The organism is Nigerium massiliense, assembly GCF_000826085.1.
Taxonomy (GTDB): Bacteria; Actinomycetota; Actinomycetes; order Propionibacteriales; family Propionibacteriaceae; genus Propioniciclava; species Propioniciclava massiliense.
In genome coordinates, this window is the sequence record NZ_CCYM01000001.1 from 80,288 (window position 1) to 105,957 (window position 25,670).

Consider the following 25,670-nt stretch of genomic DNA (forward strand, 5'->3'; position numbering starts at 1 on the left):
GCCGAGCGCACCGTCCACCGGCGCTGGGCATCAGACCAGGACGGCGACGGGGACGCTGCCGGAGTGCGCCGGCTTGTAGAGGGCCAGCAGGCGTCCCTCGTGCACGACGCCGGTGGGGTCGGCCGGCACCTCCAGCGCCAGCGGACGGCCGTGGCTCACGTCTGTCGCGCCGGCGGCGTCCACCTCGACGACGGGCATGGTGGCGCGGGCGGCGTCCGCCATCGGGGTCAACAGCAACGAGAGCCGTTCGCCCGGCGCCAACTCGCCCAGCACGCCGTCCCACGTGGCGTCCGCGACGGTGAACGGGCCCAACCGGGTGCGACGCAGCGCGGTGAGATGGCCGCCGCAGCCGAGGTCGCGGCCGAGATCGCGCGCCAATGCCCGGATGTAGGTGCCGCTGCTGCACTCGACCTCGACGTCGACATCCAGCACGGCGACGTCCCCGGCGCGGGCCGGCCGGACACCGTGCACGTCGTAACGGGACACGGTCACCGGGCGCCCGGCGAGCTCGACGTCCTCGCCGGCCCGGACGCGCGCGTAGGAGCGCTTGCCGTCCACCTTGATCGCGGAGACGGCCGAGGGCACCTGGACGATGTCGCCGCGATAGGCCGCGACGGCGTCCTCGACGCGAGACCGGGTGAGCCCGTCGGCGCCGGGGGCGTCCGTCACGTCACCCTCGGCGTCGTCGGTCACGGTGGCCTGACCGAGCCTGATCGTGGCGCTGTAGGCCTTGTCCGCCAGCGTGAGGTGCCCCAGCAGCCGCGTCGCCCGGCCCACGCCCAGGATGAGCACGCCGGTCGCCATCGGGTCGAGCGTGCCGGCGTGGCCGATCTTCTTGAGGCCGAGCGCGCGACGAGCCCGCGAGACCACCTGGTGCGAGGTGATCCCCGCGGGCTTGTCGACGACGAGGAGGCCCGATTCGGTCATCGACTCAGGCGTCCGCGTCCTCGTCCTCGTCGCGCTTCTTGCGGTAGGGGTCGGACTCCCCCGCGTGGACGGCGCCGGCGGACCGGGCCGCGAGCTCGGCGTCCGACTGGCGGGCACGGGACAGCACGGCCTCGATCTCGGCGGCCGACTCCGGCACGGCGTCCGAGACGAACTCGATGGTGGGGGTGAACTTCATGCCGAGCTGCTTGCCCACGGTCGAGCGGATCAGCCCGCGCGCGGAGCGCAGCGCCGCGGCGGTGCCGGCGACCTCCTCGTCGGCACGCTCCGGCGAACTGGGGAGCACGGTGTAGAAGATCGTCGCCTCCCGGCCGTCGCCGGTCATCCGCACGTCGGTCAGCGTGACGAACCCGAGCCGGGGGTCTTTGATGCGGCGCTCGAGCATGTCGGCCACGATGACCTTGATCTGCTCGGCGACCTTGACGTAGCGGGGGTTGCCCATGATGAACCTCTCTGAACGGGGTGGACGGCGCGCCGCCGAGGGCGGCGTCCGGTCAAGCCGGGGTACGCCGCCCGAACGGACGAAGACCGGTCCGGCCCGGGACGGTGCCCGGGCCGGACCGCGACGCTCACTCGCGCGGCTTCTCGACCATTTCGTAGGTCTCGACGATGTCGCCGACGGAGATGTCGGAGTAGTTGTGCAGCGTCAGGCCGCACTCGTAACCCTCGCGGACGTCGGTGACGTCGTCCTTCTCCCGGCGCAGCGACGCGATGGTCGTGTCGGTGATGACCACACCGTCGCGCAGCAGTCGAGCCTTCGCGTTGCGGCGGACGTGGCCGTCGAGGACCATACAGCCGGCGATGATGCCGATCTTCGAGCTGCGGAAGATCTGCCGGATCTCGGCCTGGCCGAGGACGTGCTCCTCGTAGATCGGCTTGAGCATGCCCTTCAACGCCGCCTCGACGTCGTCGATCGCCGAGTAGATGACCGAGTAGTAGCGGATGTCGACGCCCTCGGCGTCGGCCAGCTGGGTCGCCTTGCCCTGGGCGCGGACGTTGAAGCCGATGATGACGGCATCGGACGCCGCGGCCAGCGTGACGTTGGTCTCGGTGATAGCACCGACACCGCGGTCGATGACCCGCAGCTCGACCTCGTCGCCCACGTCGATCTGCAGCAGCGAATCCTCCAGCGCCTCCACGGCACCGGCCGAGTCGCCCTTCAGGATCAGGTTGAGCTCCTGCGTCTCGCCCTTCTCCAACTGCTCGAACAGCTGGTCGAGGGTCTTGCGGCGCGTCGTCTTGGCCAACATCGCGGCACGCTGCCGGGCCTCGCGCTTGTCGGCGATCTGCCGCGCCCTGCGGTCGTCGTCGACAACCAGGAAGTTGTCGCCGGCTCCCGGGACGGACGTCAGGCCGAGCACCTGCACGGGCATGGACGGCGGCGCCTCGTCGACGGTCTCGCCCTGATCGTTGATCATGGCGCGGACGCGGCCGTGCGCCGACCCGGTGACGATCGAGTCGCCGGTGTGCAGCGTTCCGCGGTGCACCAGCACCGTGGCGACGGGGCCGCGGCCCTTGTCGAGGTGCGCCTCGATCGCGACGCCCTGGGCGGGCATGTCGGGATTGGCGCGCAGGTCGAGCGACGCGTCGGCGGTCAGCACGATCGCCTCGAGCAACTCGTCGAGGCCCTCGCCGGTCACCGCCGAGACGTCGACGAACATCGTGTCGCCGCCGTACTCCTCGGGAACCAGCCCGTACTCGGTGAGCTGCCCGCGCACCTTCTGCGGGTCGGCCTCGGGACGGTCGATCTTGTTCACCGCGACCACGATCGGCACGTCGGCCGCCTTGGCGTGGTTGAGCGCCTCGATCGTCTGCGGCATCACGCCGTCATCGGCCGCCACCACCAGGACGGCGATATCGGTCGACTTCGCGCCGCGGGCACGCATGGCCGTGAACGCCTCGTGACCCGGGGTGTCGATGAACGTGATGCGACGTTCCTCGCCGTCGACCTCGGTCGACACCTGGTAGGCGCCGATGGCCTGCGTGATGCCACCCGCCTCCTTGGCGACGACGTTGCTGTGGCGCAGCGCGTCCAACAGCTTCGTCTTGCCGTGGTCGACGTGACCCATGACGGTCACGGCCGGCGGACGGACCTCGAGGTCGTCGTCGTCGCCCTCGTTCTCGCCGAAGGTGACGTCGAAGCTCTCCAGCAGTTCGCGGTCCTCGTCCTCGGGCGAGACGACCTCGATGTTGTAGTTGAGCTCGAGACCGAGCGCCTCCAGCGTGTCGTCGGACACGGTCTGGGTGGCGTTGACCATCTCGCCGAGGTTGAACAGCACCTGCACCAGGCTCGCCGGCTCGACGCCGATCTTCTCGGCCAGGTCGGTCAGCGAGGCGCCGCGGCGCAGCCGCACCGTCTCGCCGTTGCCCTTGCGGATGCGCACGCCGCCAACCGACGGCGCCTCCATCTGGTCGAATTCCTGCCTGCGCTGCTTACGGCTCTTACGCCCGCGGCGCGACTGGCCGCCGCGCCCGAAGGCACCCTGCGTGCCGGAGCCGCCGCGGCCACCGCGGCCGCCGCGACCGCCGCCGATGGGCCCGCTCGGGGCGTGACCCGGCGCGCCACCGCGTCCCGGCGCCGAGCCGGGACGGCCACGGCCGCCGCCGGAGCGACGGTTCGTCGTCGCGGGCTGCAGCTGGCTGGAGCTGTGCTTCGGCATCATCGCGGGGTTCGGCCGCGGCATGCCGCCGGTGCCGCCCGGACGGGGCTGGCGCTGCTGATCGGAGGCGCCGGGACGCGGGGCGCCCTGGCCCGTGCCCGTGCGCTCGCCGCGACCGCCCTCGGGGCGGGAACGGCGCACGCCCATCCCCTGGCTCGAGGCGAAGGGATTGTTGCCCGGACGCGGGGTGCCGGGACGTCGGTTGGTATGGGCGTTCTGTCCGGGCAGGCCGCCGGTGCCGCCGGGACGCGGGCCCGGACGGGGGCCGGGCCGCGGCGCGGACGACCGATCGGTCGACGCGCTCGGGCGCGGGCCCGGGGTCGCCGAGGGGCGCCGGTTGGTGGGCGCGCTCGGGGCGGGACGCGGCGCCGCGGGCTTGCTCTGACCGCTCGGCTGCGTCTGGCCGCCCTCGGCCGGCTGCTGCGTCTCCGTGCGGACCGCCTCGGCCCGCTTCGGCGCCTGGGGCATCGCCGGACGCGTCGGCGTCGCCTGCTGTGCGGACGCCGGCTGCTGCGCGACCTTGGCCTGCTCGGCCTGATCGGACTGCTGCGCCAGCCGCGGGTTGTGCCCCAGCCTGGCGGCGGCCTGGCCCGGCTTGGGCGCCGCGGAGCGTCCCGGGGTCGGCCGCGGGCCCGGCGTGGCAGCCTTCTGCCCGGGCTTCGGCGTGGCGGTGGACGTGCTGCTGGCGTCCGCGCGCCCCTTCGGCGCGGACGCGGCCGGGCTGTCCTTGCCCTGGCCGGAATTGCTCTTCAGCCTCTCGGTGAGGCGTCGGACGACGGGTGCCTCGATCGTCGACGAGGCGGAGCGAACGAATTCGCCCATGTCGTTGAGGGTCTTGAGGACCTCTTTGCTTTCGAGTCCGAACTCTTTGGCAAGTTCGTAGACGCGGACCTTGGCCACTACTCTCCTTCAGGTCCGCGTCGCGCGCGGACCAGTTAGTTCTTGCTCATTTCTGAATACTCATCGAGTGGTCATGAGCGTGAGCCCACTTTCCTGGTTGTGTTCGCGCACAGCGCGCGAAGCGCACCTGACAGTGTACGCCGTCGGGCAACGGTTTGGCTAAGCGGACGCCGGGCCGGCCAGGGCGTCCACCTCGGCCAGCAGCGCCTCGAGTTGGACCGTCGACCCCACCGTAGCCCGCAGCGCCCGCGGAATCGCCCGGTTCCGCAGCGCTTTCGCGCCGCACCCGGGGTGCAGGTAGGCGCCCCGGCCGCCGGCGGCGCGGCGGGCGTCCACGGCGAACCGATCGCCGTCGACGACGATCCGCACCAGCGCCGACTGCTCGGCGCGCCGCCGGCAGCCGACGCAGGTGCGCTCGGGCGTCCGCGTCGTCGTCACCGGTCTCAGTCGGCCTGGGTGTCGGGACGGATGTCGATGCGCCAGCCGGTCAGCCGGGCCGCCAACCTGGCGTTCTGGCCCTCGCGTCCGATCGCCAGCGACAGCTGGTAGTCGGGCACGATGACCCGGGCGGCCTTGGCGAACTGGTCGGTGACGGTCACCGACGACACCTTGGCCGGCGACAGCGCCTCCCGGACGAACGTGGCCCCGTCCTCCGAGTAGTCGATGATGTCGATCTTCTCGCCGTTGAGTTCCGTCATGACCGAGCGGACGCGCTGCCCCATCGGCCCGATGCACGCGCCCTTCGCCGAGACCTCGCGGTCGTGCGACAGCACCGCGATCTTGGTGCGGTGACCGGCCTCGCGGGCGATCGCCTTGATCTCCACGACGCCGGACTCGATCTCGGGCACCTCCATGCGGAACAGCCGCTGCACCAGGTTCGGGTGCGTGCGCGACACGACGATCTGCGGCCCGCGCTGCTCGCGGCGGACCGCCACGACGTAGACGCGCAGCCGCATGCCGTGGGTGTAGGTCTCGTTCGGCACCTGTTCGGCCAGCGGCATGATCGCCTCGATCGAGCCCAGGTCGATGCGGACGGTGCGGCTGTCGCGGTCCTGCTGGACGACGCCGGTGATGATGTCGCCCTCCTTGGCCGAGAAGTGTCCGAACTTCTGCTCGTCCTCGGCCTCGCGAAGGCGCTGAAGGATCACCTGGCGGGCCGTGGTGGCCGCGACCCGGCCGAAGCCCTCGGGGGTGTCGTCGTACTCGCCGACGATCGTGCCCTCCTCGTCACGCTCGGGCGCGATCACGCTGACCCGGCCGGTCTTGCGGTCGAGCTCGACACGCGCGCCTCGCTTGGCGTCCTCGGTCTTCTCGTAGGCGTTGAGCAGCGCCTCCTCGAGCGCGCCGATCAGGACGTCCATCGGGATCTCCTTGTCGCGCTCGATCGCGCGCAGGGCACTCAGGTCGATATCCATGTCACTCCTCCTCGTCGCCGGCGTCCACGCCGTCGGCGTCCTCGGCCTCGTCGGGGGCGCGGTTGAGCTCCACCTGGACGACGGCCTTCGTGATGCTGGGGTAGCCGAGGGTGCGGCGCACGCCGTCGACGTCGATCTCGACCTCGTCGTCCCCGGCCGCGACGATGCGTCCGGTGACGCTCGGCTCGTCGGCGAGCGTGAGCGCCACGAGGCGTCCGACGTTGCGCCGGTAATGCTTCGGGGCGGTCAGCGGGCGGGAGACCCCGCGGCTGGACACCTCGAGGACGTAGGGACGCTCGCCCATCACGTCGCTGGAATCGAGGGCGTCCGAGATCGCCCGGGTCGCCGCCGCGATGTCGTCGAGGCTGGGCCCACGACCGTCGGGGCCGTCCCCGTCCAAGGCGATTCGCAGGACGGTGCGCTTGCCCGCGCCGGCGTTCTCGATGCGGTCGACCTCGAGGCCCTGGGCCTCGACGATCGGCGTCACCAGGGCATTGATCGCCTGATCCTTCATGACCGTGCCTCCATGGGAGCGTCCTGCTTTCCGATTGTCTGATCCTCGTTGATGAAGCGATTGTGTCGCCCCGCATCATAGTCGGCGGCTGCGGTAGGTTGCCTCCCGTGTGGAGCCGACGTCATGTCCTGATCGCCGCCGGCGTCGCCGTCGCCGCCGCGGGATGCAGCCGCGTCCCTCCGTTCCAGACGCCCACCCCGGTCGACCACCGGACGGCCTCCCCCCACCCCGACCCGAGCGCGACGCACCCCGTTCACCGCAGCACCGGACGACGCCCGGCGCCTGAACGCGCTGCATGCCGCGCTGACCGCCTCGCACGCGTCGGCCGCGTCCTGGAAGGCGACACCGGGCCAGACCGCCGCCCTGGGCTGGGCCCTGAGCGTCTGTTCCGAGCAGATCGGCGCCCTGGGCCTGGACGCCGCGGGCCCGGCCCCCGCGGCCGGCCCGGTCCCCGCCGCACGGGTCGCGGCGCAGCTCAACGCGGACTCCGGCTACTACCGCTCTCGCGCCGACGAGGGCGCCGCCCCGTCCGCGGCCCTGTGGGCCAGCATGGCGACCTGGTGCCGGCTCGCCGCGGTCGCGGTGGTGGCGGGCAACGTCCGGGTGCAACAAGAGGGGGCGGCGCAGCTACCCGCCTCCGCCGCGCCCATCGACGCCGCGAACGACGCCCTCGCCGCGTGTCACGCCGTGATCTACGGCCTGCCGGTGACGCTGGCTACCCCCGGCTGGACGCCGCCCGACCGGGCCGCCGTGCTGGGCCGGCTCGCCGCGTGGCGGGTGCTGCGCGACACGCTCGTCGACGCCGTCACCGCCATCCCCGGGACGCCGATCGCCGCGCTGGCGTCCTACGACATCCAGCCGCCCGGGACGCCCGCCGCCGCGAGGGCCGAGGTCGGACGCCTCCAGGCCGCCGCGCTGCCCCACCTGGCGGTGGCGATCCAGTCGGGGCCGGCGTCCGCGCGGCCGGCTCTCGTCAGCGTGCTCGGGACGGCCACGTACGACCTGACCCGCTGGGGCACCCCGATCCCCCGCTGGCCCGGCCTGAGCTGACGCCGGAGCGCTCACCACCACTGCTGGACGATGTCGGCGGCCAGCTTGACGGCGAGCGCTGCCACGACGACCAGGAACACCTTGCGGACGAACGCGTTGCCGTTGCGGACGGCCGTCCGGGACCCCAACCACCCGCCGGTGAGGTTGGCCACGGCCATCGGCAGCGCCACCGCCCACCAGATCTGGCCGCTCGCGGCGAACACCGCGATCGCGGCGATGTTCGTGGTCAGGTTGGCCATCTTCGCCAGCGTCGTCGCGGTGAGGAACTCGTACCCCATCACCCCCACCAGGGCGATCAGGAAGAACGACCCGGTGCCGGGCCCGATGAAGCCGTCCCACAGCCCGACGGCCAGGCCGATCGCGGCGAGGCGCCACAGCGCCGCCGTTCCGACGTGCTTGTCGATCGCCGCCAGCCCGAGTTGCGGGCGGCGCCAGGTGTAGACCCCGACCACGACGACGGCGGCCAGCACGATCGGGGTGAACTGCTCGCGGGCGAGCAGGTGCGTCAGCTGCGCGCCGATCCCCGACCCCGCCGCCGCGCCCGCGATCAGCGGCAGCACCTGGCGCAGCGAGACGGCGACCGAGCGCGCGTAGGTGACCGCGGCCATGGCCGTCCCGAAGGCGGAGGGCACCTTGTTCGTGCCCGACACCATCGGCACCGAGGTGTCGGACGGGAGGCCGATCAGCAGCGCCGGCAGCTGGATGAGCCCGCCGCCGCCCACGATCGAATCGATCCAGCCGGCGGCGAACGACGCCAGCACGAGCAGCGCCAGCACCCCCACCGGGATGCCGACGAGCGCCGCGACGTCGATCACGACGAAGCCACGGAACAGCCCGGCTCAGCCACGGACCAGCGCGAGGAGGTGCTCCACGACGTCGTCGACGGCGACGTCGGTGCGCTCTCCGCTCGCGCGGTCGCGCACCTCGATGAGGCCGTCGGCCAGGCCGCGCCCGACCACCACGCTGGTGGGCACGCCGAGCACCTCGGCGTCCGCGAACTTGACCCCGGGGCTGGCCTTGCGGTCGTCCAGCAGAACCTCGACCCCGCGGGACGAGAGCTCCTCGGCGAGTCCGCCGGCGTACTCGGCCACCGCCGCGTCCTTGCCGGTCGCGACGATGTGGAGGTCGTAGGGGGCGATCGCGCGCGGCCAGGACAGCCCCTTGTCGTCGGCCGTGGTCTCGGCGACGGCGGCCACCGCGCGGGAGACGCCGATGCCGTAGGAGCCCATGGTGACCGTGACGAGCTTGCCGTTGGCGTCCAGCACCTTCAGCCCGAGCGCGTCGGCGTACTTGCGGCCGAGCTGGAAGATGTGGCCCATCTCGATCCCGCGGGCCAAAGACAGCGGGCCGGAGCCGTCGGGGGCCGGGTCGCCCTCGCGGATCTCGGCGACGTCGAGGACGCCGTCGGGCGTGAAGTCGCGGCCGCAGACCAGGTCGATGACGTGGCGTCCGGGCTCGTTCGCGCCGGTGACCCACGCGGAGCCGTCGACGACCTCGGGGTCGACGAGGTAGCGCACCCGGCCGGCCGGGGTCCGGCCGTCGGCGTCCGGCTCGCCCAGGGCGAGCGCCTGCGGGCCGATGTAGCCCTTTTTCAGCACCGGGTAGGCGGGAAAGTCGTCGTCGGTGAACGCGGTCACCTCGGCGGGCTCGACGGCTGCCTCGAGCCGCTTCGTGTCGACCTCGCGATCGCCGGGCAGGCCGATCGCCAGCGGCTCGCGGGTCCCGTCGGGGTTCACCAGCATGAACACGACGTTCTTCAGCGTGTCGGCTCCGGTCCAGGCCCGGTCCTCGCGCGGGTAGCGCTCGTTGAGGACGCCCACCAGGCTCGAGATCGTCGGCGTGTCGGGGGTGTCGACGACCCGCGCGGGGCCGGTCGCGGCGGCGTCCTGGGCGGCGGGGCGGGGACGCTGCACGGCCTCGACGTTGGCGGCGTAGCCGCCGGGGCTGCGGACGAAGGTGTCCTCGCCGTTCGGGGCGACCGCCAGGAACTCCTCCGAGGCCGAGCCACCCATCGCGCCGGACATGGCCCGCACGATCACGTACTCCAGCCCGAGCCGGTCGAAGATGCGCACGTACGCGGCACGGTGCTTGTCGTAGGAGGCCTGCAGGCCGGCGTCGTCGACGTCGAAGGAGTAGGAGTCCTTCATGATGAATTCGCGTCCGCGCAGGAGGCCGGCGCGGGGCCGGGCCTCGTCGCGGTACTTGGTCTGGATCTGGTAGAGCGCCAGCGGAAGGTCCTTGTAGCTGGAGTACAGGTCCTTCACCGTGAGGGTGAACATCTCCTCGTGGGTGGGCCCGAGGAGCAGGTCGGAGCCCTTGCGGTCCTTCAGGCGGAACAGATTGGGGCCGTACTCGGTCCAGCGGCCGGTGGCCTCGTAGGGCTCGCGCGGCAGCAGTGCGGGGAAGCGCACCTCTTGGGCGCCGATCGCGTCCATCTCCTCGCGGACGATCGTCTCCACCTTGTGCAGCACGCGCAGCCCCAGCGGCAGCCACGAGTACATGCCAGGCGCGACGCGGCGGATGTAGCCGGCCCGGACGAGCCAGCGGTGGCTGGGTACCTCGGCGTCCGCGGGGTCCTCCCGGAGCGTGCGGACGAACAACTCGGTCATGCGCGTGATCACCGGGTCACTCTACCCAGGACGGCGCCCTGTCCGCCCGGGCGCCGAGCGCGGGCCCTCAGAACAGGATCGAGGACAGCTCGCCGACGGTGTCGTAGCCGCAGCGGCGGTAGCAGGCGATCGCCGGGGCGTTGAAGTCGTTGACGTACAGCGAGGCGGTGCGTCCCCCGGCGACGATCGCGTTGGTGACCGCGGCCATGGCGGGGGCGGAGACGCCGCGTCCACGCCACTGGGGGGCCACCCACACCCCCTGCACCTGCGCCACCTGCGCCGACATCGCCCCGAGGTCGGCCTTGAACACGACCCGGCCCCCGTCGACGATCGCGAACGCCCGGCCGTTGTCGATCAGCGTGTTGACGTAGCGGCGGTAACCGGTGGGGTTCGTGGCGAGCGGGTCCTCCTCGAGCTCCTCGCGGTACATCGCGACCGCGCCGTCGAAGTAGCTGTCGAAGTCGTGCGGCGTCGCGCGGCGGACCCGCGGGTCGGGGGCGAGCGGGCTCGGGCTCGAGCGGGCCATCAGGAGCTGCCGCTCGCGCACCACCCGAGCCCGCTGGTAGGACCCTCCCCAGCGTTCGGCCAGCAGCCGCCACAGGGTAAGGGCGACGGCGGAGCGTCCGACGATGGCCACGAACGTGCGCCAGCGGCCCAGGTCGGCGACGAACGCGTCCAACGCCTCGGCGTCCGCGTTCACGGCCACCAGGTTCGAGCCGACGTGCAACAGCGCGTACGGATCGTCCGCTGGGTAGCCCCACAGCTCACCCGGTCCGGCGGGGCGCAGCACGCCGGCGTCCACCCGGGAGGCGACGAAGCAGTTGCCGATGGGGTCGTCGGCGAGCAGCCGGGCGACGAGGGCGGCGTCGCCCTCGTCCAGCACCCGGCTCCGGGTCACCCGACCACCACCTCCGGGGAATCCCCGGTCTGCTCCATCTCGGCGGCGATACGGTTGGCCTCCTCGATGAGGGTGGCGACGATCTCGGACTCGGGCACCGTCTTGATCACCTCGCCCTTGACGAAGATCTGGCCCTTGCCGTTGCCGGACGCGACGCCCAGGTCGGCCTCGCGGGCTTCGCCGGGCCCGTTGACGACGCAGCCCATCACGGCGACGCGAAGCGGGACCGTCATGCCCTCCAGGCCGGAGGTGACGTCGTCGGCCAGCTTGTACACGTCCACCTGGGCGCGGCCACAGGACGGGCAGGAGACGATCTCGAGCTTGCGGGGACGCAGGTTGAGCGACTCCAGGATCTTGATGCCGACCTTGACCTCCTCGACGGGCGGGGCGGACAGCGACACCCGGATCGTGTCGCCGATGCCCTCCGCGAGCAGGATGCCGAACGCGGTGGCCGACTTGATCGTGCCCTGGAACGCGGGACCCGCCTCGGTCACGCCGAGGTGCAGCGGGTAGTCGCAGCGCTCGGACAGCAGCCGGTAGGCCTCGACCATCACGACGGGGTCGTGGTGCTTGACGGAGATCGCGAAGTCGTAGAAGCCGACGTCCTCGAACAGCTGGGCCTCGTTCATCGCGGATTCGACCAGCGCCTCGGGGGTCGCTGAGCCGTGCTTGCCCATCACTCGCTTGTCGAGGGAGCCGGCGTTGACGCCGATGCGCAGCGGCACGCCGGACGCCGTGGCGGCCTTGGCGATCTCGGCGACCTTGTCGTCGAACTGCTTGATGTTGCCCGGGTTGACGCGGACGGCGGCGCACCCGGCGTCGATCGCCGCGAAGACGTACTTGGGGTTGAAGTGGATGTCGGCGATGACGGGGATCTGGCTCTTCATCGCGATGATCGGCAGCGCGTCGGCGTCGTCCTGGCTCGGGACGGCGACGCGGACGATGTCGCAGCCGGACGCGGTGAGCTCCGCGATCTGCTGCAGCGTGCCGTTGATGTCGGTCGTCTTGGTGACGGTCATCGACTGAACGGACACCGGCGACCCGCCGCCCACCGGAACCTTGCCCACGTGCAGCAGGCGGGTGGGCTTCCGCTGCCCAAGCGTCGGGGCAGGCGGCGTGGGCATTCCGAGGTTGACGGTCATCGTGCTCCTTATCCGAACAGTTTCACGGGCGAGAAGATGTCGGCCACGATCAGGACGAGACCGCACAACAGCAAGAATGCACCCATGGCGTAGGCCACGGGCACCATCTTCGCGGTGTCGGCCGGTCCCGGATCGGGGCGACCTCTCCACCGCGCCACTGTACGTCGCGCCCCCTCATACAGGGCGCCGGCCATATGCCCCCCGTCCAGCGGCGGCAGTGGGACGAGGTTGAACAGCGCCAGGAACAGGTTCACCGACGCCAGCAGGCTCGCAAACATGGCGGCGCGGTCCCCGAGGGTGGCGTTGCCCGCGGTCGCGACCTCGCCCGCGGCCGCGCTGGCGCCGACGATGCTGATCGGGCTGTAGATGTCGCGCGGACGCCCGGTGGCCAGGTCGATCACCACGTTGACCACCTTGACCGGGAACTGGACGATCGCGGCGATCGACTGCACGCTCGCGCGCCCCATGTCGCGCAGCACCTCGGCCGGACCCTCCTTGACGCGCTCCAGCGTGGGCGACAGCCCGAGCCAGCCCGCGGCGACGCGGCGACTCGGGTCCACGGGGTCGGGGACCTGGGCGACCACGGTGTGCACCGGCGCGAGCGCCTCGGTGCGGCCGCCGCGCTCGACGACGATCGCGGCCTCGCGATCGAGGTTGGCGCGGATCAGCTCCTGGAGCTGCGGGTAGTCGGCGATCGGCTGCCCGTTGAACGAGACGATGCGGTCGCCGGGACGCAGGCCCGCCTGCGCGGCGGGCGTCCGCGGGTCGGTGGGGCGGCAGGCGCGGTCATCGCGGGGCCCGGCGACGATGCACTGGGGGACCTCGCCGACGACCGGCTGCGGGCGCAGGTTGCCGTGCAGCCCGGCCACGCCCCACAACAGCCCGAACGCGATGAGCAGGTTCATCGTGATGCCGCCCGCCATGATGAGGAGCTTCCTGCCGACGGGCTGGGCATAGAAGAGCCGGTCGCGTTGCTCGGGGGCGATGTCGTCCCACTCCACGGCGCGGGCCTCGTCAGCGAAGCGCTGCAGACGGGTGTCCTTGGCGTCCGGACGCCGCGGCGGGTACATGCCGAGCAACTGGACGAAGCCGCCGAGCGGCCACAGCTTGATGCCGTACTCCGTCTCGCCGCGGCGTGACGACCACAGCGTGCGGCCGAAGCCGACGAAGTAGCGCGGGACGGCCACGCCGAACAGCTTGGCCGGCACCATGTGCCCGACCTCGTGGAGCGCCACCGAGGCCATCAGTAGCGCGAAGAACAGCAGCCCGAAGACGACCGTCACGGCCAGGGTCACGGGGCGACCCCCCCGGTCAGCGCCGAGGCCCGCTCGCGCGCCCAGGCGTCCGCGGCGAGGACGGCCTCGACGCTCATCCCTTCGTCGCCCACGTGGCCCGACGCGAGGTGTTCCGCCACGACCCGCTCGACGGTGTCGACGATGCCGAGGAAGCCGAGCCGGCGGTCGCAGAAGGCGTCCACGCAGACCTCGTTCGCGGCGTTGAAGACGGCCGGGGCGGTTCCGCCGGCCTTGCCGCAACGCCGGGCGAGTTCCACGGCGCCGAACGCCTCGGTGTCCAGCGGCTCGAAGTGCCAGTCGTGCGGCTTGCTCCAGTCGTAGGACGCCGCCGCGTCCGGCAGCCGGTCGGGCCAGGTGAGGCCGAGCGCGATCGGCAGGCGCATGTCGGGCGGGCTGGCCTGCGCGATCGTGGCGCCGTCGGCGAACTCGACCATCGAATGGACGTCGGAGGTGGGGTGGACGACGACGGTGATGTCGTCGAGGTCGACGCCGTAGAGCAGCCCCGCCTCCAGCAGCTCGAGCCCCTTGTTGACCAGCGTCGAGGAGTTGATCGTGATGACCCGGCCCATCGACCACGAGGGGTGCGCCATCGCCTGCTCGGGCGTGACGTCGGTGAGCTCGGCCCGCGTCCGGCCGCGGAACGGTCCGCCCGAGGCGGTCAGGATCAGCCGGCGCACCTCGCTGCGGCGTCCCGCGCGCAGGGCCTGGGCGAAGGCGGAGTGCTCGGAGTCCACCGCGACGAGCTGGCCCGGCGCGGCGGCGTCCATGACGAGGCGTCCGCCGATCACCAGCGACTCCTTGTTGGCCAGCGCCAGGGTGCGTCCCGCGGCCAGCGCGGCCAGCGTCGGGGTGAGGCCGGCGGCGCCGGTGATCGCGTTGAGCACGACGTCACACGGGGACGCGGCGAGCCGGTCGTTGCCGTCGACCCACAGCTTGGGGGTGTCGGCGCCGAGGCGGCGGCGCAGCTCGGCGGCGGCCTCCTCGGTGGGCACGGCGATCGCGTCGGGGACGAACTCGAGCGCCTGCTCGGCGAGCAGATCGAGGTTGCCGCCGCCAGCGGACAACCCGGCCACGCGGAACTGGTCGCGACGTGGCCGGATGACGTCCAGCGCCTGGGTTCCGATCGAGCCGGTGCTTCCGAGAATCACGACATCACGCACCGGTACAGTCTGGCACCATGCGGTCGGAAATCGAGACTCTCGCCGAGCTGGACGCCGTCAGCGACGAGCGGGGCACGCTGAGCGGCCACCTCGTCCAGTCCCTCGATCTGACCGGCCGCGGCGCGCAGCTGTCCCGCCTGTTGGTGCGGAACACGGTCTTCTTGGGCTGCACGATCGAGGGGCACGTCGCCGAGCACCTGATCCGCCGCGGCGCCGTCGTGTTCCCGCGGCTGCCCGACGTCCCGTTCGACGCGTACCGGGCCGCGCTGTACACCCCCGACGAGCTCTACGCCGGGCTCGAGGGCGGCTACCCGGCGACCCTGGACGGCCGCGTCTACGACTGGACGCGACACGACCGCTCCCGGCTGCTGGACGCGACGCTGGCCCAGGCGCTGCACGACCACTTCATCTCCGACGCCCTCGACGAACTGGTCACCGAGCCGGCCCGGACCGTCGGCGTCATGGGCGGCCACGCGCTGCAGCGCGGGACGGCGGGCTACCTGCTCGCCGCCCAGCTGGGGGCGGCGCTGGCGGACCGCGGACGCATGGTGCTGACCGGCGGCGGCCCGGGCGCCATGGAGGCCGCGAACCTGGGCGCGGCGCTCGGCGGCGGCCCCGCTCTGGACGCCGCGTGCGCTGAGCTGGCGCGGGTACCCGGCTTCGCCGACTCCGTGGACGCCTGGGCGGCGGCCGGGCTGGCGGTGTGCGACGGCGTCCGGCAGCCGCGGGAGACGGTCGGCATCCCGACCTGGTTCTATGGCCACGAGCCGCCGAACGTGTTCGCCACCCACATCGCCAAGTACTTCGACAACGCGATCCGTGAGGACATCCTGCTGCGGCTGTGCGGCGGCGGGATCCTCTTCGTGCAGGGCGCCGCCGGGACCGTCCAGGAGATCTTCCAGGCCGTCACCCGCAACTACTACGCGCTGGCCGCCGAGCAGGTGCGTCCGCTGGTGCTGCTCGGCAGCGACTACTGGACGACCACCGTCCCGGTCTGGCCCCTGCTGCGCAGCCTCGCCGAGGGCCGGCTGATGGCCGACAGGCTGTTCCTCGTCGACGACGTGGAGGCCGCCGTCACCGTCCTGGCCGGCGGAGACTGAGCCGTCCTCAGCGGACGGGCACGTCGAGGGCGCGCGCGGCGCGGGTCGCGCGGGCGTCCGCGATCGCCCACGGCAGGTAGAACAGCGTGAACGCGATGACGACCATCCCGACCAGGTAGGGCAGGTAGCCGGGCCAGGCGGGCAGCAGGTCGAGAACGCTGCGGCTGCTCGGCTTGCGGTTGAGGAACAGGTAGTTGCTGCCCACCACCGTGTTGACACCGAAGACGACGACGCCGTAGCAGACCAGCGTCACCAGCGCGCGCCGCCAGGACGCCCACGTCGGCCGGTACGCCTCGACCGCGGTGAACCACACCGCGGTGGCCACGATGAGCCCGTGGGTCACGAAGAACTGGAAGAACCGGTAGTGCGGGAACCCGTAGACGCCGATGTCGGGCGTCAGCAGCGCCTGGGTGGCGCCGGCCAGCCCCCAGAAGTAGCTCAGTTCGTAGAGCCTCCTGTTGCCGGTCAGCAGCAAGAACCCGCTCGCCCACACCAGCACGGAGCACAGGTGCAGCGGCAGCATCTCCTTCGGCGTCCAGGTGCCGCTCAGGGCGCGCCAGGCGTGATAGCTCAGCTCCGTGCCCCATAGCACCACGACGATCCCCACCAGGACGCGCCGGCGTCCGCTCTCCCCCAGCCGCCGGCCCACGGTGACCAACGCCGCGATGCAGAGCGCCAGCACCGCCAGCGCGGCCCAGTGCGACGCCGAGAACGTCACGAAGCGACCGCCGGTGTAGTCGCGGGCGAAGGGTCCCATGGCGGTTCAGCCGGTGACGGTGGCGGCCAGCTGCCCGCAGGCGCCGTCGATCTCGCGACCCCGGGTGTCGCGGACGGTGACGGCGACATGGTGCCGCTCGAGCCGCCGGACGAACTCGGCCTCGTCCTCGCGCCGCGAGGCCGTCCACTTCGAACCCGGGGTGGGGTTCAGCGGGATCAGGTTGACGTGCACCCAGCCCGTGCCGCGCCCAGCGGAGGTCAGCGTCTCGGCCAGCGCGTCCGCGCGCCAGGCCTGGTCGTTGATGTCGCGGATCATGGCGTACTCGATGGAGACGCGGCGTCCGGTCTCCTCGAAGTAGTGGTGGGCGGCCTCGACGACCTCGGCCACCTTGAAGCGGGTGTTGATCGGGACGATCTCGTCGCGCAGCTCGTCGTCGGGGGCGTGCAGGCTGACGGCCAGCGTGACCGGCAGCCCTTCCTCGGTGAGTTGCCTGATGCGGGGCACGAGCCCCACGGTCGAGACGGTGATGCCGCGCGCGGAGATGCCCATGTCGTCGGTCATCGTGTGGATCGCCCGCAGGAGCGCCTTGTAGTTGGCCATCGGCTCGCCCATGCCCATGAACACGATGTTGTTCAGGTGCCCGACGATCTTGGTGGCTTCCTTCACCTGGGCCACGATCTCGGCCGCCGACAAGTTGCGCTGCAGGCCACCCTGCCCGGTGGCGCAGAACGGGCAGGCCATGCCGCAGCCCGCCTGGCTGGAGACGCACAGGGTGGAGCGACGGCGTCCGGTGCCGCTCGCCTTCACGTCGGGGACGCCGTACTGCATGAGCACCGACTCGACCAGCGCGCCGTCGAAGAGCCGCCACAGCGTCTTCACGGTGGTGCCCTCGTCGGTCTGCAGTTCGCGGACCGAGGTCAACAGCTCGGGGAAGAACGCCTCGGCGACCTCGTCGCGCAGGCCGCGGGGCAGGTCGGTCCACGACGCCGGGTCATCGGAGGGCGACTCGAAGTAGTGCTTGGAGATCTGGCTGGCGCGGAACTTCGGCAGGCCCGCCTCGAGCACGGCCTCGACCCGCTGCTCGGGGTCGAGGTCCGCCCAGTGCCTGGGCGGCTTACCGCGCCGGCTCGCGCGCAGCTGCAGCGGCAGGACGCGGCCCTGGCGCGCGTGGGCGTCCAATTCGTCGGCGAGCGCGCGTTCCTCGTCGGTCAGTGCATCGGTCACGCTGGCCGAGCCTACCCGCCCGGGATGAGGAGATACATGACGAGCCAGGCGGGCGCGGCGCCCACGAGCAGCGAGTCGATGCGGTCCATGACGCCGCCGTGGCCCGGCAGGATCGAGCCCATGTCCTTGATGCCGACGTCGCGCTTGATCGACGACTCGATCAGGTCTCCGACGGTGCCGAACAGCACCATGGTCAGGCCGATGATGACGCCGACCCACCACGGCGCCTTGAGCACGTACACGCACATCAGGATGCCGACCAGCACCGACAGGACGATCGAGCCGCCCGTGCCCTCCCAGGTCTTCTTGGGACTGATCTTCGGGGCGAGCGGCGTCTTGCCGAACAGAACGCCGAACGCGTAGCCGCCCGTGTCGTTGGCGACGACGCACAGCAGGAACGTCACCATGCGGCCCGCGCCGTTGTCACCGGCGAGGATGAGCGCGGTGAACGAACCCAGCAGCGCGATGTAGCCGATGATGAACACGCTCGCCGCGACGTCGCGGACGAACCCGTCCTGCCCCTTCGGCAGCCGGTAGATCAGCACCGCGAGCACGGTGGCGCCGAGGTACATCAGCAACACCGAGTGCCACGGCATCGTGCCGAGCGCCACCCCCACCGCCGCCGCGTACGTGCCGATGACCATCGCCACCGTGCCGATGATGATCGGGACGATGGCGGCATTGGCCCCCATGCGCTGGAGCGCCTGGTACACCTCGTACGATCCGAGCGCGAGCGCGACGGCGACCAGGACGATGAAACCCCAGTGCCACCACGTCAGCGTGACCGCCACGTAGGCGAGGGCGGACACCCCCACGGCGATGGCCGCGGGGAGGTCGCGGCCAGCGGACTTCTTCTTCCGCTTGGGTTTGAGGGCGTCGGGTTCGGTCATCAAATCTCGAGAAGCTCGGTTTCCTTGGCCTTCAGCAGCGAATCGATCTCGTCGGAGTACTTCTTGGTGATCGTCTCCAGCTGCTTCTCGGCGCGGCTGACCTCGTCCTCTCCCGCCTCCTTGTCCTTCTCCAGCTTCTTCAGCCCGTCGACGGCGTGCCGGCGGTTGGAGCGGACGGAGATGCGGCCCTCCTCAGCCTTGGTGCGCGCCACCTTGATGTACTCCTTGCGGCGCTCCTCGGTGAGCTCGGGCATCACGATGCGGATGACGTTGCCGTCGTTGGCGGGGTTGACGCCGAGATCGGAGTCACGGACCGCCTTTTCGATGCCGGCCATCGCGCCGCGGTCGAAGGGGCTGATGAGGACGACGCGGGGCTCGGGCACCTGGAAGGTGGCGAGCTGCTGAAGCGGCGTGGGAGCGCCGTAGTAGTCGACCATCAGCTTGTTGAACATCGCGGGGTGGGCGCGGCCGGTGCGGATGGCGGCGAACTCCTCGGACGTGTGGTCAACGGCGCTCTTCATCTTCTGCTCGGCGTCCTTGAGGATGTCGGCGATCACGATTGTTCTCTCCTTTGGTTGTCGGTGCGTTCAGGCGTGCACCGTCGTTCCGATCTTTTCACCCGAGACGACGCGGGCGATATTGCCCTCGGTGCCGAGATCGAAGAACTTCATCGGCAGGTTGTTGTCGCGGGCCAGGCTGATGGCGGTGGCGTCGGCCACCTTGAGGTTCTTGTTCAGGAACTCGTCGTAGGTCAGCGACTCGAAGCGCTTGGCGTCCGGGTTCGTGCGCGGGTCGGCGTCGTAGACGCCGTCGGTACCCTGCTTGGCCATCAGCAGGATGTCCGCGGCCACCTCGAGGGCGCGCTGCGCGGCGACGGTGTCGGTCGAGAAGAAGGGCATGCCGGAGCCGGCGCCGAACAAGACGACGCGGCCCTTCTCGAGGTGACGCACCGCCCGCAGCGGGATGTAGGGCTCGGCGACCTGGCCCATGGTGATGGCGGTCTGCACGCGGGTCGGGATGCCCTGCTGCTCCAAGAAGTCCTGTAGGGCGAGGCAGTTCATCACGGTGCCGAGCATGCCCATGTAGTCCGCCCGGCGGCGCTCCATGCCGCGCTGCTGCAGCTGGATGCCGCGGAAGAAGTTGCCGCCGCCGGTGACGATGGCCACCTGGACGCCTTGGGCCACCACGTCGCCGATGTCGGAGGCGATGCGCTCGACGACATCGGGATCCACGCCGACGCTCCCGCCGCCGAAGGCTTCCCCGGACAGCTTCAGCAGGACGCGATGATAAGGGCTGGACATGCGAGGGGCCTCCCGAAGGGTCGAAACGACGTGCCGGTCGCCCCCACAGGCGACCTGGTCAGCCACCTTAGTAGATCCCGAGAAGACGGACGCGCCCGCGCGGCGGTGCGGAGCCGACGACCCGGCCGAAACGCACGACGCCCCGCCGCCGTCCCGGGTGGGACGAAGGCGGGGCGTGGGTGCTGTAGCGGGGATCAGCCGCCGGTGGAGAACCGGACGAAGCGCTTGACCTCGACCCCGTTGTCCTTGAGCAGCTGGCCGACGGACTTCTTGTCATCCGAGACGGACGCCTGCTCCAGCAGGGTGTTCTCCTTGTAGAAGCCGCCCAGGCGACCCTCGACGATCCGCTCGATGATCTTCTCGGGCTTGCCCTCCTCGCGGGCGGTGAGCTCCGCGACGTGGCGCTCGTTGGCGACGACGTCGGCGGGGACCTCGTCGCGGTTGAGCCACTGGGGGGTCATCGCGGCGATCTGCATGCCGATGCCCCGGACGAACTCCAGCTTGTCGTCGCCACCGGTGTACTCGATGAGCACGCCGACCTGCGGCGGCAGGTCCTGGCTGCGGCGGTGGAGATAGGTCGCGGCGGGCGCCTCGAAGTGCGCCACGTTCGCCAGCTCCAGCTTTTCGCCGATCCTGGCGGACAGCTCGGCGACGGCCTCCTCGACCGTCTGGCCGGACGCCAGCTTCAGCGCCTTGGCGGACTCCACGTCCGTGGCGCCCTGCGCGTCCACGGCGGACACGATCTCGTCGGCCAGGCTCATGAACTCGGCGTTCTTGGCGACGAAGTCGGTCTCCGCGGCGAGCTGGATCACCGAGGTGCCCTTGCCGGCGACGAGGCCGTTGCTGGCCTCGCGGTCGGCGCGCTTGCTCACCTTGGCGGCGCCCGACACGCGGAGCAGTTCGACGGCGGCGTCGAAGTCGCCGTCAGCCTCGGTGAGGGCCTTCTTCGCGTCCATCATGCCGGCGCCGGTGGCGTCGCGCAGCTTCTTCACGTCTGCGGCGGTAATAGCCATGTTGGTCACTAACTCCTTGTCAGGGGTGGATTCAGTTGGCCTGGTTCTCGGACGCGTTCGCGTCGTCCGCCTGAGCGGTGGGCTGGGCGAAGTCGTCCGTCTCGGCCTCGGCCTGCTCGTCGGCTGCGGGAGCCTCCTCGACGGGAAGCGGCGAGGCCTGCGCGGTCTCGGGAGCACCCTCCTGGGGGTCCTCGCCCGGCTTGGCCTCGACGGAGGCGTCGGCGGCGGGATCGTTCTGCGTGGTGGCCTGCTCCTGCGCGGGTGCGGTCGCCTCCGGGGACTTCTGTTCGAGCAGCTCGCGCTCCCAGTCGGCCATCGGCTCGGCGGCCGCGCCCTCAGAACCGCCCGCGTTCCCCTGCGAGCGGGCGAGGAGGCCCTCCGCCGCGGCGTCGGCGATGATGCGGGTCAGCAGCGACACCGAACGGATAGCGTCGTCGTTGCCCGGGATCGCGTAGTCGACCTCGTCGGGATCGCAGTTGGTGTCGAGGATGCCGACGACCGGGATGTGCAGCTTGCGCGCCTCGTCGATGGCGAGGTGCTCCTTCTTCGTGTCGACGATCCAGACCGCGTTGGGCAGCTTGTGCATGTCCGCGATGCCGCCCAGGGTCTTCTCGAGCTTCTCCTTCTTGCGCTGCTCACCGAGCAGCTCCTTCTTGGTGAGCCCGGAGCCGGCGACGTCGTCGAAGTCGATCGCCTGCAGCTCCTTCATCTTGGTGATGCGCTTGGAGATCGTGCCGAAGTTGGTGAGCATGCCGCCCAGCCAACGCTGGTTCACGTAGGGCATGCCGACGCGGGTGGCCTGCTCGGCGATCGCTTCCTGCGCCTGCTTCTTGGTGCCGACGAAGAGCACCTGGCCGCCCTTGGCGACGGTCTCGCGGATGAACGCGTAGGCGGTGTCGATGTACGTGAGCGACTGCTGGAGGTCGATGATGTAGATGCCGTTGCGCTCGGTGAAGATGAAGCGCTTCATCTTCGGGTTCCACCGGCGGGTCTGGTGTCCGAAGTGGACGCCCGCCTCGAGCAGCTGACGCGTGGTGACGACGGCCATGGCCGTTCCTTTCTGCGCGGCGACGGCCCCACGGGGCGGCCAACCGCTTGGGTTGTCAGGGCCGAACCTTTCGGCCCTCCTGATGCGACCGCCCAGCCCGCTCCGCCCAGATGGACGAAGACCTCGGGACCTGGCCCCACGAAGAGTGGTGAAGATCGCATGCGAAGTCGACCCGATCGGTCGGGTCGCTGGGAGCATTCTACGTCCCCGGGGCGCTCAGCTTCAAAGCGGCCCTCTGCGCGCAGCCCCACCAGGCTCTGACAAGCGCTGACACGTCCGTCCCATAGTGAGGGCGGAAAGGAGGCGACCACCATGAGAGTACTGACCGCCGTGTTCACGGCACTCGTCCTCGCGCTCGCGGCACCCGTGCCGGCGCACGCGGCCGGACGCCCGCCCTTGCCCGGCCGCGTCGTGAAGGGGTTCGACCCGCCCGCCGAGCGGTGGGGCGCCGGCCACCGCGGGGTCGACTTCGGCTCGGCGCCCGGCATGGTCGTGCGGGCCCCGGCGGCGGGGGTGGTGAGCTTCGCAGGCACGATCGCGGGCAAAGGCGTCGTCGTGGTGACGCACGGGAACCTACGCTCCACGTTCGAGCCGGTGCGCCCAACGGTCGAGGTGGGCGCGAGCGTCCGCGCCGGCTCCGCGATCGGGGTGCTGCTGCCGGGTCACCCGTGCCCCGCGCCGGCCTGCCTGCACTGGGGCCTCAAGCGCGGTGACGAGTACCTCGACCCGCTCACGCTGCTGTCGGGGGCCCAGGTGCGGCTGCTCCCCCGGGATGCGGCTGGCACGGCCCGGACGCGCGCGGGCGTGCGGGCCGTGAAGGCGGCCGCCGAGACCGCCGAGCAGGTGATCGATCTGCTGCCCGCCGGCCGTGCCAAGCGGCTGCTGAAGCCGGTGGCGGCCAAGGTCACCTCGGTGTTCGGGCGCCGCTTCCACCCGATCTTCCACGAATGGCGGCTGCACGCGGGCGTCGACCTGTCGGCCTCGTGCGGCACCCCGATCCGGGCGGCGGACGACGGGGTGGTGCAGCACATGGGCTACGACGCCTCCGGCGGGTGGCGGCTCGTGATCGGGCACGCGCCGCGTGGAGCGTCGAGCTTCGTCACCCAGTACCTCCACGCACAGGGCTACGGGGTCCGCGAGGGCCAACGCGTCAAGCGAGGTCAGGCCGTCGGCTGGGTCGGCACCACCGGCTGGAGCACCGGCTGTCACCTGCACTTCGGCGTGAAGCTGAACGGACGGCCCACCGATCCGGCCCGGTTCTGGTGAGCGGCGGCTCAGGCGCGCGGGTGGGCCTGGCGGAACGCCTCGCGCAGGCGCTCGTTCGTCACATGGGTGTAGATCTGCGTCGTCGCCAGGGAGGAGTGGCCCAGCATCTCCTGCACGCTGCGCAGGTCGGCCCCGCCCTCGAGCAGGTGGGTGGCCATCGCGTGGCGCAGCCCGTGCGGCCCGAGGTCAGGGCCGTCCGGCACGGCCGCGAGCGCCTCGTGGGCGACCCGCCGCACCACCCGCGGGTCGATGCGGCCGCCGCGGCGCCCCACGAACAGGGCATCCCCCACGGCCGCGATGGCCGGCCGCGCGTCCAGCCAGGCGTCCACCGCCAGCCTGGCGGGCTCACCGAGCGGGACGCGGCGCTCCTTGTCTCCCTTGCCCACGACCCGCACGAGGCCACGGTCGCGGTCGAGGTCGCCGGCGCTCAGCCCGCACAGCTCGGAGACCCGCATGCCGGTGCTGTAGAGCAACTCGATGATCGCGCGGTCGCGCAGCGCCACCGCCCGAGCGATGTCGTCGTCCGCGTCGGCGACGACCTGCTCCAGGTGCGCGAACAGTTCGTCCGCGGCGCCCCGGCCCATCGTCGGCGGCAGCGACCGGGTGGCGCGGGGCGAGCGCAGCGCGAGCGCCGGGTCGGCGTCCAGGGTCCCGGTGCGCTGCGCCCACGCGAAGAACACCCTCGCCGCCGTGGCCCGCCGCGCGACGGTGGTGCGCTCGGCGCCCCGTCCGCCCAAATCGGCCAGCCAGCGGCGCAGCAGCCGAAGGTCGACCCGGCTCCACGTCGTGACGCCCTGACGTAGGCAGAACCATGCCAGGTCGGTCAGGTCGCCGGTGTAGGCCCGCGTCGTGTTGCCCGAGAGGTGTCGCTCCCCCGAGAGGTGCTCGGCGTACTCGTCCAACAGCACGGCCAGCCCCGCCGGCAGAGTCTCCGCTGCTTGCTCGGCGCCGCGGCTCGGCGGCGGCTCGGTGGCCGGTTCGAGGCCGGCGTCCGACGGCCCGGTGGCGTCCGAGCCGCGCTGGTGCTGGGCGGCGTTCACCGATCCAGCGTGCCAGAATGGGGAGTTGCGTCGGCCGAGCGACACCGGCGGCGCGGCACACGCCAGGAGATGAGGGGACATGAGCAACGACGACTTGACGACCGGGGGCACCGTGTTGCCCATCACGCGCTGGGGCGAGCCGGTGATGCACCAGCCGACCAAGCCGGTCACCGAGTTCGACGACGACCTGCGCTCGCTGGTCCGCGACATGTTCGCCACCATGAAGGAGGCCCAAGGCGTCGGCCTGGCGGCCACTCAGGTCGGGCGCGACATCTCCGTCTTCGTGTACGACTGCTTCGACGCCGACCACAAGCAGCACGTCGGCGTCATGTGCAACCCCGTCGTCACCCTGCCGACCGGCCGCGACCGCCAGCTCGACGCCAGCGACGAGGGCTGCCTGTCCTTCCCGGGGGCCTACGAGTCGCTGGCCCGACCCGACAAGGCCGTCTGCACCGGCCAGGACGCCTTCGGCAACGAGGTGACGGTGGAGGGCACTGGCGTGCTGGCCCGCTGCCTGCAGCACGAGACCGACCACCTGAACGGCACGGTCTTCGGCGACCGGCTCTCCTCGCGGTCGCGCCGCAAGCTCACCGAACAGCGCGACGCCCTCGCGCACCTCTACCCCGACGACTGGCCCGTCAGCCCCCGCAAGGGCTCGGCCGACGAATAGGGTCAGCGCAGCGCCCAGCAAGCCAGGGCGGTCGCGGCGGCGACGTTGAGCGAGTCGACGCCGTGCTGCATGGGGATCTTGACGGCGACATCGGCCTGCGCGATCCAGCGCTGGCTCAGGCCGTCCCCCTCGGTCCCCACGACGAGGGCGAGCTTGTCCGGGCGCGGCCGGGCGACGACCTCGTCCAGGCTCACGGCGTCCGGGGTGAGGGCCAGCGCGCAGACGACGAACCCCGCCTCCCGTAGCGTCGGCAGCGCCGTCGCCCAGTCGTCAACGCGCGCCCACGGCAGCGAGAACACCGTGCCCATGCTGACTTTGATCGACCGCCGGTAGAGCGGGTCCGCAGCCCGCGGGGCGAGCAGGACGCCGTCCCACCCGAGTCCGGCGGCGTTGCGGATGATCGAGCCCACGTTCGCGTGGTCGACGATGTCCTCCGCGACGATCAGCCGGTTCATCCCCAGCAGGTCGCTCATGGGCCTCGGCTCGGCCCGGTGCAGGGACGCGAGCGCGCCGCGGTGCACGTGGAAGCCCGTCACCTGTTCGGCCAGCTCCTCGCTGACGACGTAGACGGGCGCGTCCGGCCAGCGGCCGAGCATGTCCGCCAGCCCGGCCAGCCAGCGCTCGGCCAGCATGAACGAGCGCGGGCGATGCCCCGCCTCGATCGCGCGCCGGATCACCTTCTCCCCCTCGGCGATGAACAGCCCCCGCTCGCTCTCCAGGGATCGGCGCAGCGACGTCTCCCGCAGCTTCACGTAGTCGGCCAGGCGGGGGTCCTGAGGGTCGTCGATGGGGATCAGAGGCATTGGACTAGG

The 25,670-nt window shown here is 71.6% G+C and carries 25 protein-coding genes; 4 read left to right on the forward strand and 21 right to left on the reverse strand.

Features of this window, described 5'->3' with window-relative positions; translation table 11 throughout:
- Positions 1-30: 30 nt before the first annotated feature.
- From truB to rimP, 6 genes are all read right to left on the reverse strand, one after another.
- Positions 31-927 (reverse strand): tRNA pseudouridine(55) synthase TruB, encoded by an 897-nt coding sequence (gene truB / locus BN1187_RS00410; RefSeq protein WP_040157505.1) that lies wholly within the window; start codon positions 925-927, stop codon positions 31-33.
- Positions 928-931: 4 nt separating this feature from the next.
- Positions 932-1,387, reverse strand: a complete 456-nt coding sequence (gene rbfA / locus BN1187_RS00415) for a 30S ribosome-binding factor RbfA (RefSeq protein ID WP_040157508.1) — start codon at positions 1,385-1,387, stop codon at positions 932-934.
- A gap of 127 nt (positions 1,388-1,514) precedes the next feature.
- Positions 1,515-4,505, reverse strand: coding sequence for a translation initiation factor IF-2 (gene infB, locus BN1187_RS00420; protein ID WP_040157509.1), 2,991 nt, complete (start codon positions 4,503-4,505; stop codon positions 1,515-1,517).
- A 159-nt stretch (positions 4,506-4,664) separates the two neighbouring features.
- On the reverse strand, positions 4,665-4,943 hold the full coding sequence (locus BN1187_RS00425; protein ID WP_052462112.1) for a YlxR family protein: 279 nt from the start codon (positions 4,941-4,943) through the stop codon (positions 4,665-4,667).
- A gap of 5 nt (positions 4,944-4,948) precedes the next feature.
- Complete coding sequence (gene nusA, locus BN1187_RS00430) at positions 4,949-5,920, reverse strand: transcription termination factor NusA (RefSeq protein WP_040157511.1); 972 nt, start codon at positions 5,918-5,920, stop codon at positions 4,949-4,951.
- A 1-nt stretch (position 5,921) separates the two neighbouring features.
- Positions 5,922-6,434, reverse strand: a complete 513-nt coding sequence (rimP, locus tag BN1187_RS00435) for a ribosome maturation factor RimP (protein WP_040157514.1) — start codon at positions 6,432-6,434, stop codon at positions 5,922-5,924.
- A 549-nt stretch (positions 6,435-6,983) separates the two neighbouring features.
- Here rimP and BN1187_RS00440 point away from each other — a divergent pair.
- Entirely contained in the window at positions 6,984-7,484 is a 501-nt protein-coding gene (locus tag BN1187_RS00440; RefSeq protein WP_040157517.1) for a DUF4439 domain-containing protein, read from the forward strand.
- A gap of 11 nt (positions 7,485-7,495) precedes the next feature.
- Here BN1187_RS00440 and BN1187_RS00445 read toward each other — a convergent pair whose 3' ends face one another.
- Genes BN1187_RS00445 through dxr form a run of 6 tightly spaced genes read right to left on the reverse strand, consistent with a single transcriptional unit; the run spans position 7,496 to position 14,588 of the window.
- Entirely contained in the window at positions 7,496-8,299 is an 804-nt protein-coding gene (locus tag BN1187_RS00445; RefSeq protein WP_040157519.1) for a sulfite exporter TauE/SafE family protein, read from the reverse strand.
- 24 nt (positions 8,300-8,323) lie between these two features.
- Positions 8,324-10,105, reverse strand: a complete 1,782-nt coding sequence (locus BN1187_RS00450; RefSeq protein ID WP_040157522.1) for a proline--tRNA ligase — start codon at positions 10,103-10,105, stop codon at positions 8,324-8,326.
- Between the two features lie 55 nt (positions 10,106-10,160).
- Entirely contained in the window at positions 10,161-10,991 is an 831-nt protein-coding gene (locus BN1187_RS00455; protein ID WP_040157525.1) for a GNAT family N-acetyltransferase, read from the reverse strand.
- Positions 10,988-12,133, reverse strand: a complete 1,146-nt coding sequence (gene ispG, locus BN1187_RS00460) for a flavodoxin-dependent (E)-4-hydroxy-3-methylbut-2-enyl-diphosphate synthase (RefSeq protein WP_040157529.1) — start codon at positions 12,131-12,133, stop codon at positions 10,988-10,990. The genes BN1187_RS00455 and ispG overlap by 4 nt, the downstream gene beginning before the upstream one ends.
- 8 nt (positions 12,134-12,141) lie before the next feature.
- A complete protein-coding gene (locus BN1187_RS00465; RefSeq protein ID WP_040157532.1) occupies positions 12,142-13,428 on the reverse strand; it encodes a M50 family metallopeptidase in 1,287 nt (428 codons plus the stop codon).
- Positions 13,425-14,588 (reverse strand): 1-deoxy-D-xylulose-5-phosphate reductoisomerase, encoded by a 1,164-nt coding sequence (gene dxr / locus BN1187_RS00470; RefSeq protein WP_040157535.1) that lies wholly within the window; start codon positions 14,586-14,588, stop codon positions 13,425-13,427. Before dxr ends, BN1187_RS00465 begins: the two co-directional genes overlap by 4 nt.
- 17 nt (positions 14,589-14,605) lie before the next feature.
- Between dxr and BN1187_RS00475 the strand changes: the two genes are divergently transcribed.
- A complete protein-coding gene (locus BN1187_RS00475) occupies positions 14,606-15,688 on the forward strand; it encodes an LOG family protein (protein ID WP_040157538.1) in 1,083 nt (360 codons plus the stop codon).
- A gap of 7 nt (positions 15,689-15,695) precedes the next feature.
- On the opposite strand, the gene BN1187_RS00480 is transcribed toward BN1187_RS00475, so the two are convergent.
- From BN1187_RS00480 to rpsB, 7 genes are all read right to left on the reverse strand, one after another.
- Complete coding sequence (locus BN1187_RS00480) at positions 15,696-16,445, reverse strand: YwaF family protein (RefSeq protein WP_040157540.1); 750 nt, start codon at positions 16,443-16,445, stop codon at positions 15,696-15,698.
- A 6-nt stretch (positions 16,446-16,451) separates the two neighbouring features.
- Positions 16,452-17,630 carry a dual-specificity RNA methyltransferase RlmN gene (gene rlmN / locus BN1187_RS00485; RefSeq protein WP_082034420.1) on the reverse strand — a complete coding sequence of 393 codons (1,179 nt, stop codon included), beginning with the start codon at positions 17,628-17,630 and terminating at the stop codon, positions 16,452-16,454.
- A gap of 11 nt (positions 17,631-17,641) precedes the next feature.
- The gene (locus tag BN1187_RS00490; RefSeq protein WP_040157543.1) at positions 17,642-18,520 is read right to left on the reverse strand and encodes a phosphatidate cytidylyltransferase; all 879 of its coding nucleotides are present in this window, start codon (positions 18,518-18,520) and stop codon (positions 17,642-17,644) included.
- Positions 18,520-19,074: a ribosome recycling factor gene (gene frr / locus BN1187_RS00495; RefSeq protein ID WP_040157974.1), complete on the reverse strand. Its 555-nt coding sequence runs from the start codon at positions 19,072-19,074 to the stop codon at positions 18,520-18,522. The genes BN1187_RS00490 and frr overlap by 1 nt, the downstream gene beginning before the upstream one ends.
- Positions 19,075-19,107: 33 nt before the next feature.
- On the reverse strand, positions 19,108-19,821 hold the full coding sequence (gene pyrH / locus BN1187_RS00500; RefSeq protein WP_040157546.1) for a UMP kinase: 714 nt from the start codon (positions 19,819-19,821) through the stop codon (positions 19,108-19,110).
- A 194-nt stretch (positions 19,822-20,015) separates the two neighbouring features.
- Entirely contained in the window at positions 20,016-20,834 is an 819-nt protein-coding gene (tsf, locus tag BN1187_RS00505; protein ID WP_040157976.1) for a translation elongation factor Ts, read from the reverse strand.
- Positions 20,835-20,865: 31 nt separating this feature from the next.
- Positions 20,866-21,882 (reverse strand): 30S ribosomal protein S2, encoded by a 1,017-nt coding sequence (rpsB, locus tag BN1187_RS00510; protein WP_040157549.1) that lies wholly within the window; start codon positions 21,880-21,882, stop codon positions 20,866-20,868.
- Positions 21,883-22,194: 312 nt separating this feature from the next.
- Here rpsB and BN1187_RS14130 point away from each other — a divergent pair, with 312 nt between their 5' ends.
- Positions 22,195-23,148: a peptidoglycan DD-metalloendopeptidase family protein gene (locus tag BN1187_RS14130; protein WP_157754717.1), complete on the forward strand. Its 954-nt coding sequence runs from the start codon at positions 22,195-22,197 to the stop codon at positions 23,146-23,148.
- An 8-nt stretch (positions 23,149-23,156) separates the two neighbouring features.
- Here the strand turns inward: BN1187_RS14130 and BN1187_RS00520 are convergent, their stop codons facing one another.
- On the reverse strand, positions 23,157-24,188 hold the full coding sequence (locus BN1187_RS00520) for a tyrosine recombinase XerC (RefSeq protein ID WP_315969058.1): 1,032 nt from the start codon (positions 24,186-24,188) through the stop codon (positions 23,157-23,159).
- A 79-nt stretch (positions 24,189-24,267) separates the two neighbouring features.
- Between BN1187_RS00520 and def the strand changes: the two genes are divergently transcribed.
- Positions 24,268-24,858, forward strand: coding sequence for a peptide deformylase (def, locus tag BN1187_RS00525; RefSeq protein WP_040157552.1), 591 nt, complete (start codon positions 24,268-24,270; stop codon positions 24,856-24,858).
- A 2-nt stretch (positions 24,859-24,860) separates the two neighbouring features.
- Here def and BN1187_RS00530 read toward each other — a convergent pair whose 3' ends face one another.
- Complete coding sequence (locus BN1187_RS00530; protein ID WP_040157556.1) at positions 24,861-25,661, reverse strand: TrmH family RNA methyltransferase; 801 nt, start codon at positions 25,659-25,661, stop codon at positions 24,861-24,863.
- Positions 25,662-25,670 lie beyond the last annotated feature (9 nt).

Bases quoted from the DNA above. Each gene is read 5' to 3' on its own strand.
- truB (WP_040157505.1), bottom strand. From the start codon at position 927: ATGACCGAATCGGGCCTCCTCGTCGTCGACAAGCCCGCGGGGATCACC.
- rbfA (WP_040157508.1), bottom strand. From the start codon at position 1,387: ATGGGCAACCCCCGCTACGTCAAGGTCGCCGAGCAGATCAAGGTCATC.
- nusA (WP_040157511.1), bottom strand. From the start codon at position 5,920: ATGGATATCGACCTGAGTGCCCTGCGCGCGATCGAGCGCGACAAGGAG.
- rimP (WP_040157514.1), bottom strand. From the start codon at position 6,434: ATGAAGGATCAGGCGATCAATGCCCTGGTGACGCCGATCGTCGAGGCC.
- BN1187_RS00440 (WP_040157517.1), top strand. From the start codon at position 6,984: ATGGCGACCTGGTGCCGGCTCGCCGCGGTCGCGGTGGTGGCGGGCAAC.
- ispG (WP_040157529.1), bottom strand. From the start codon at position 12,133: ATGACCGTCAACCTCGGAATGCCCACGCCGCCTGCCCCGACGCTTGGG.
- BN1187_RS00475 (WP_040157538.1), top strand. From the start codon at position 14,606: ATGCGGTCGGAAATCGAGACTCTCGCCGAGCTGGACGCCGTCAGCGAC.
- BN1187_RS00480 (WP_040157540.1), bottom strand. From the start codon at position 16,445: ATGGGACCCTTCGCCCGCGACTACACCGGCGGTCGCTTCGTGACGTTC.
- BN1187_RS00490 (WP_040157543.1), bottom strand. From the start codon at position 18,520: ATGACCGAACCCGACGCCCTCAAACCCAAGCGGAAGAAGAAGTCCGCT.
- pyrH (WP_040157546.1), bottom strand. From the start codon at position 19,821: ATGTCCAGCCCTTATCATCGCGTCCTGCTGAAGCTGTCCGGGGAAGCC.
- tsf (WP_040157976.1), bottom strand. From the start codon at position 20,834: ATGGCTATTACCGCCGCAGACGTGAAGAAGCTGCGCGACGCCACCGGC.
- rpsB (WP_040157549.1), bottom strand. From the start codon at position 21,882: ATGGCCGTCGTCACCACGCGTCAGCTGCTCGAGGCGGGCGTCCACTTC.
- BN1187_RS14130 (WP_157754717.1), top strand. From the start codon at position 22,195: ATGAGAGTACTGACCGCCGTGTTCACGGCACTCGTCCTCGCGCTCGCG.
- def (WP_040157552.1), top strand. From the start codon at position 24,268: ATGAGCAACGACGACTTGACGACCGGGGGCACCGTGTTGCCCATCACG.
- BN1187_RS00530 (WP_040157556.1), bottom strand. From the start codon at position 25,661: ATGCCTCTGATCCCCATCGACGACCCTCAGGACCCCCGCCTGGCCGAC.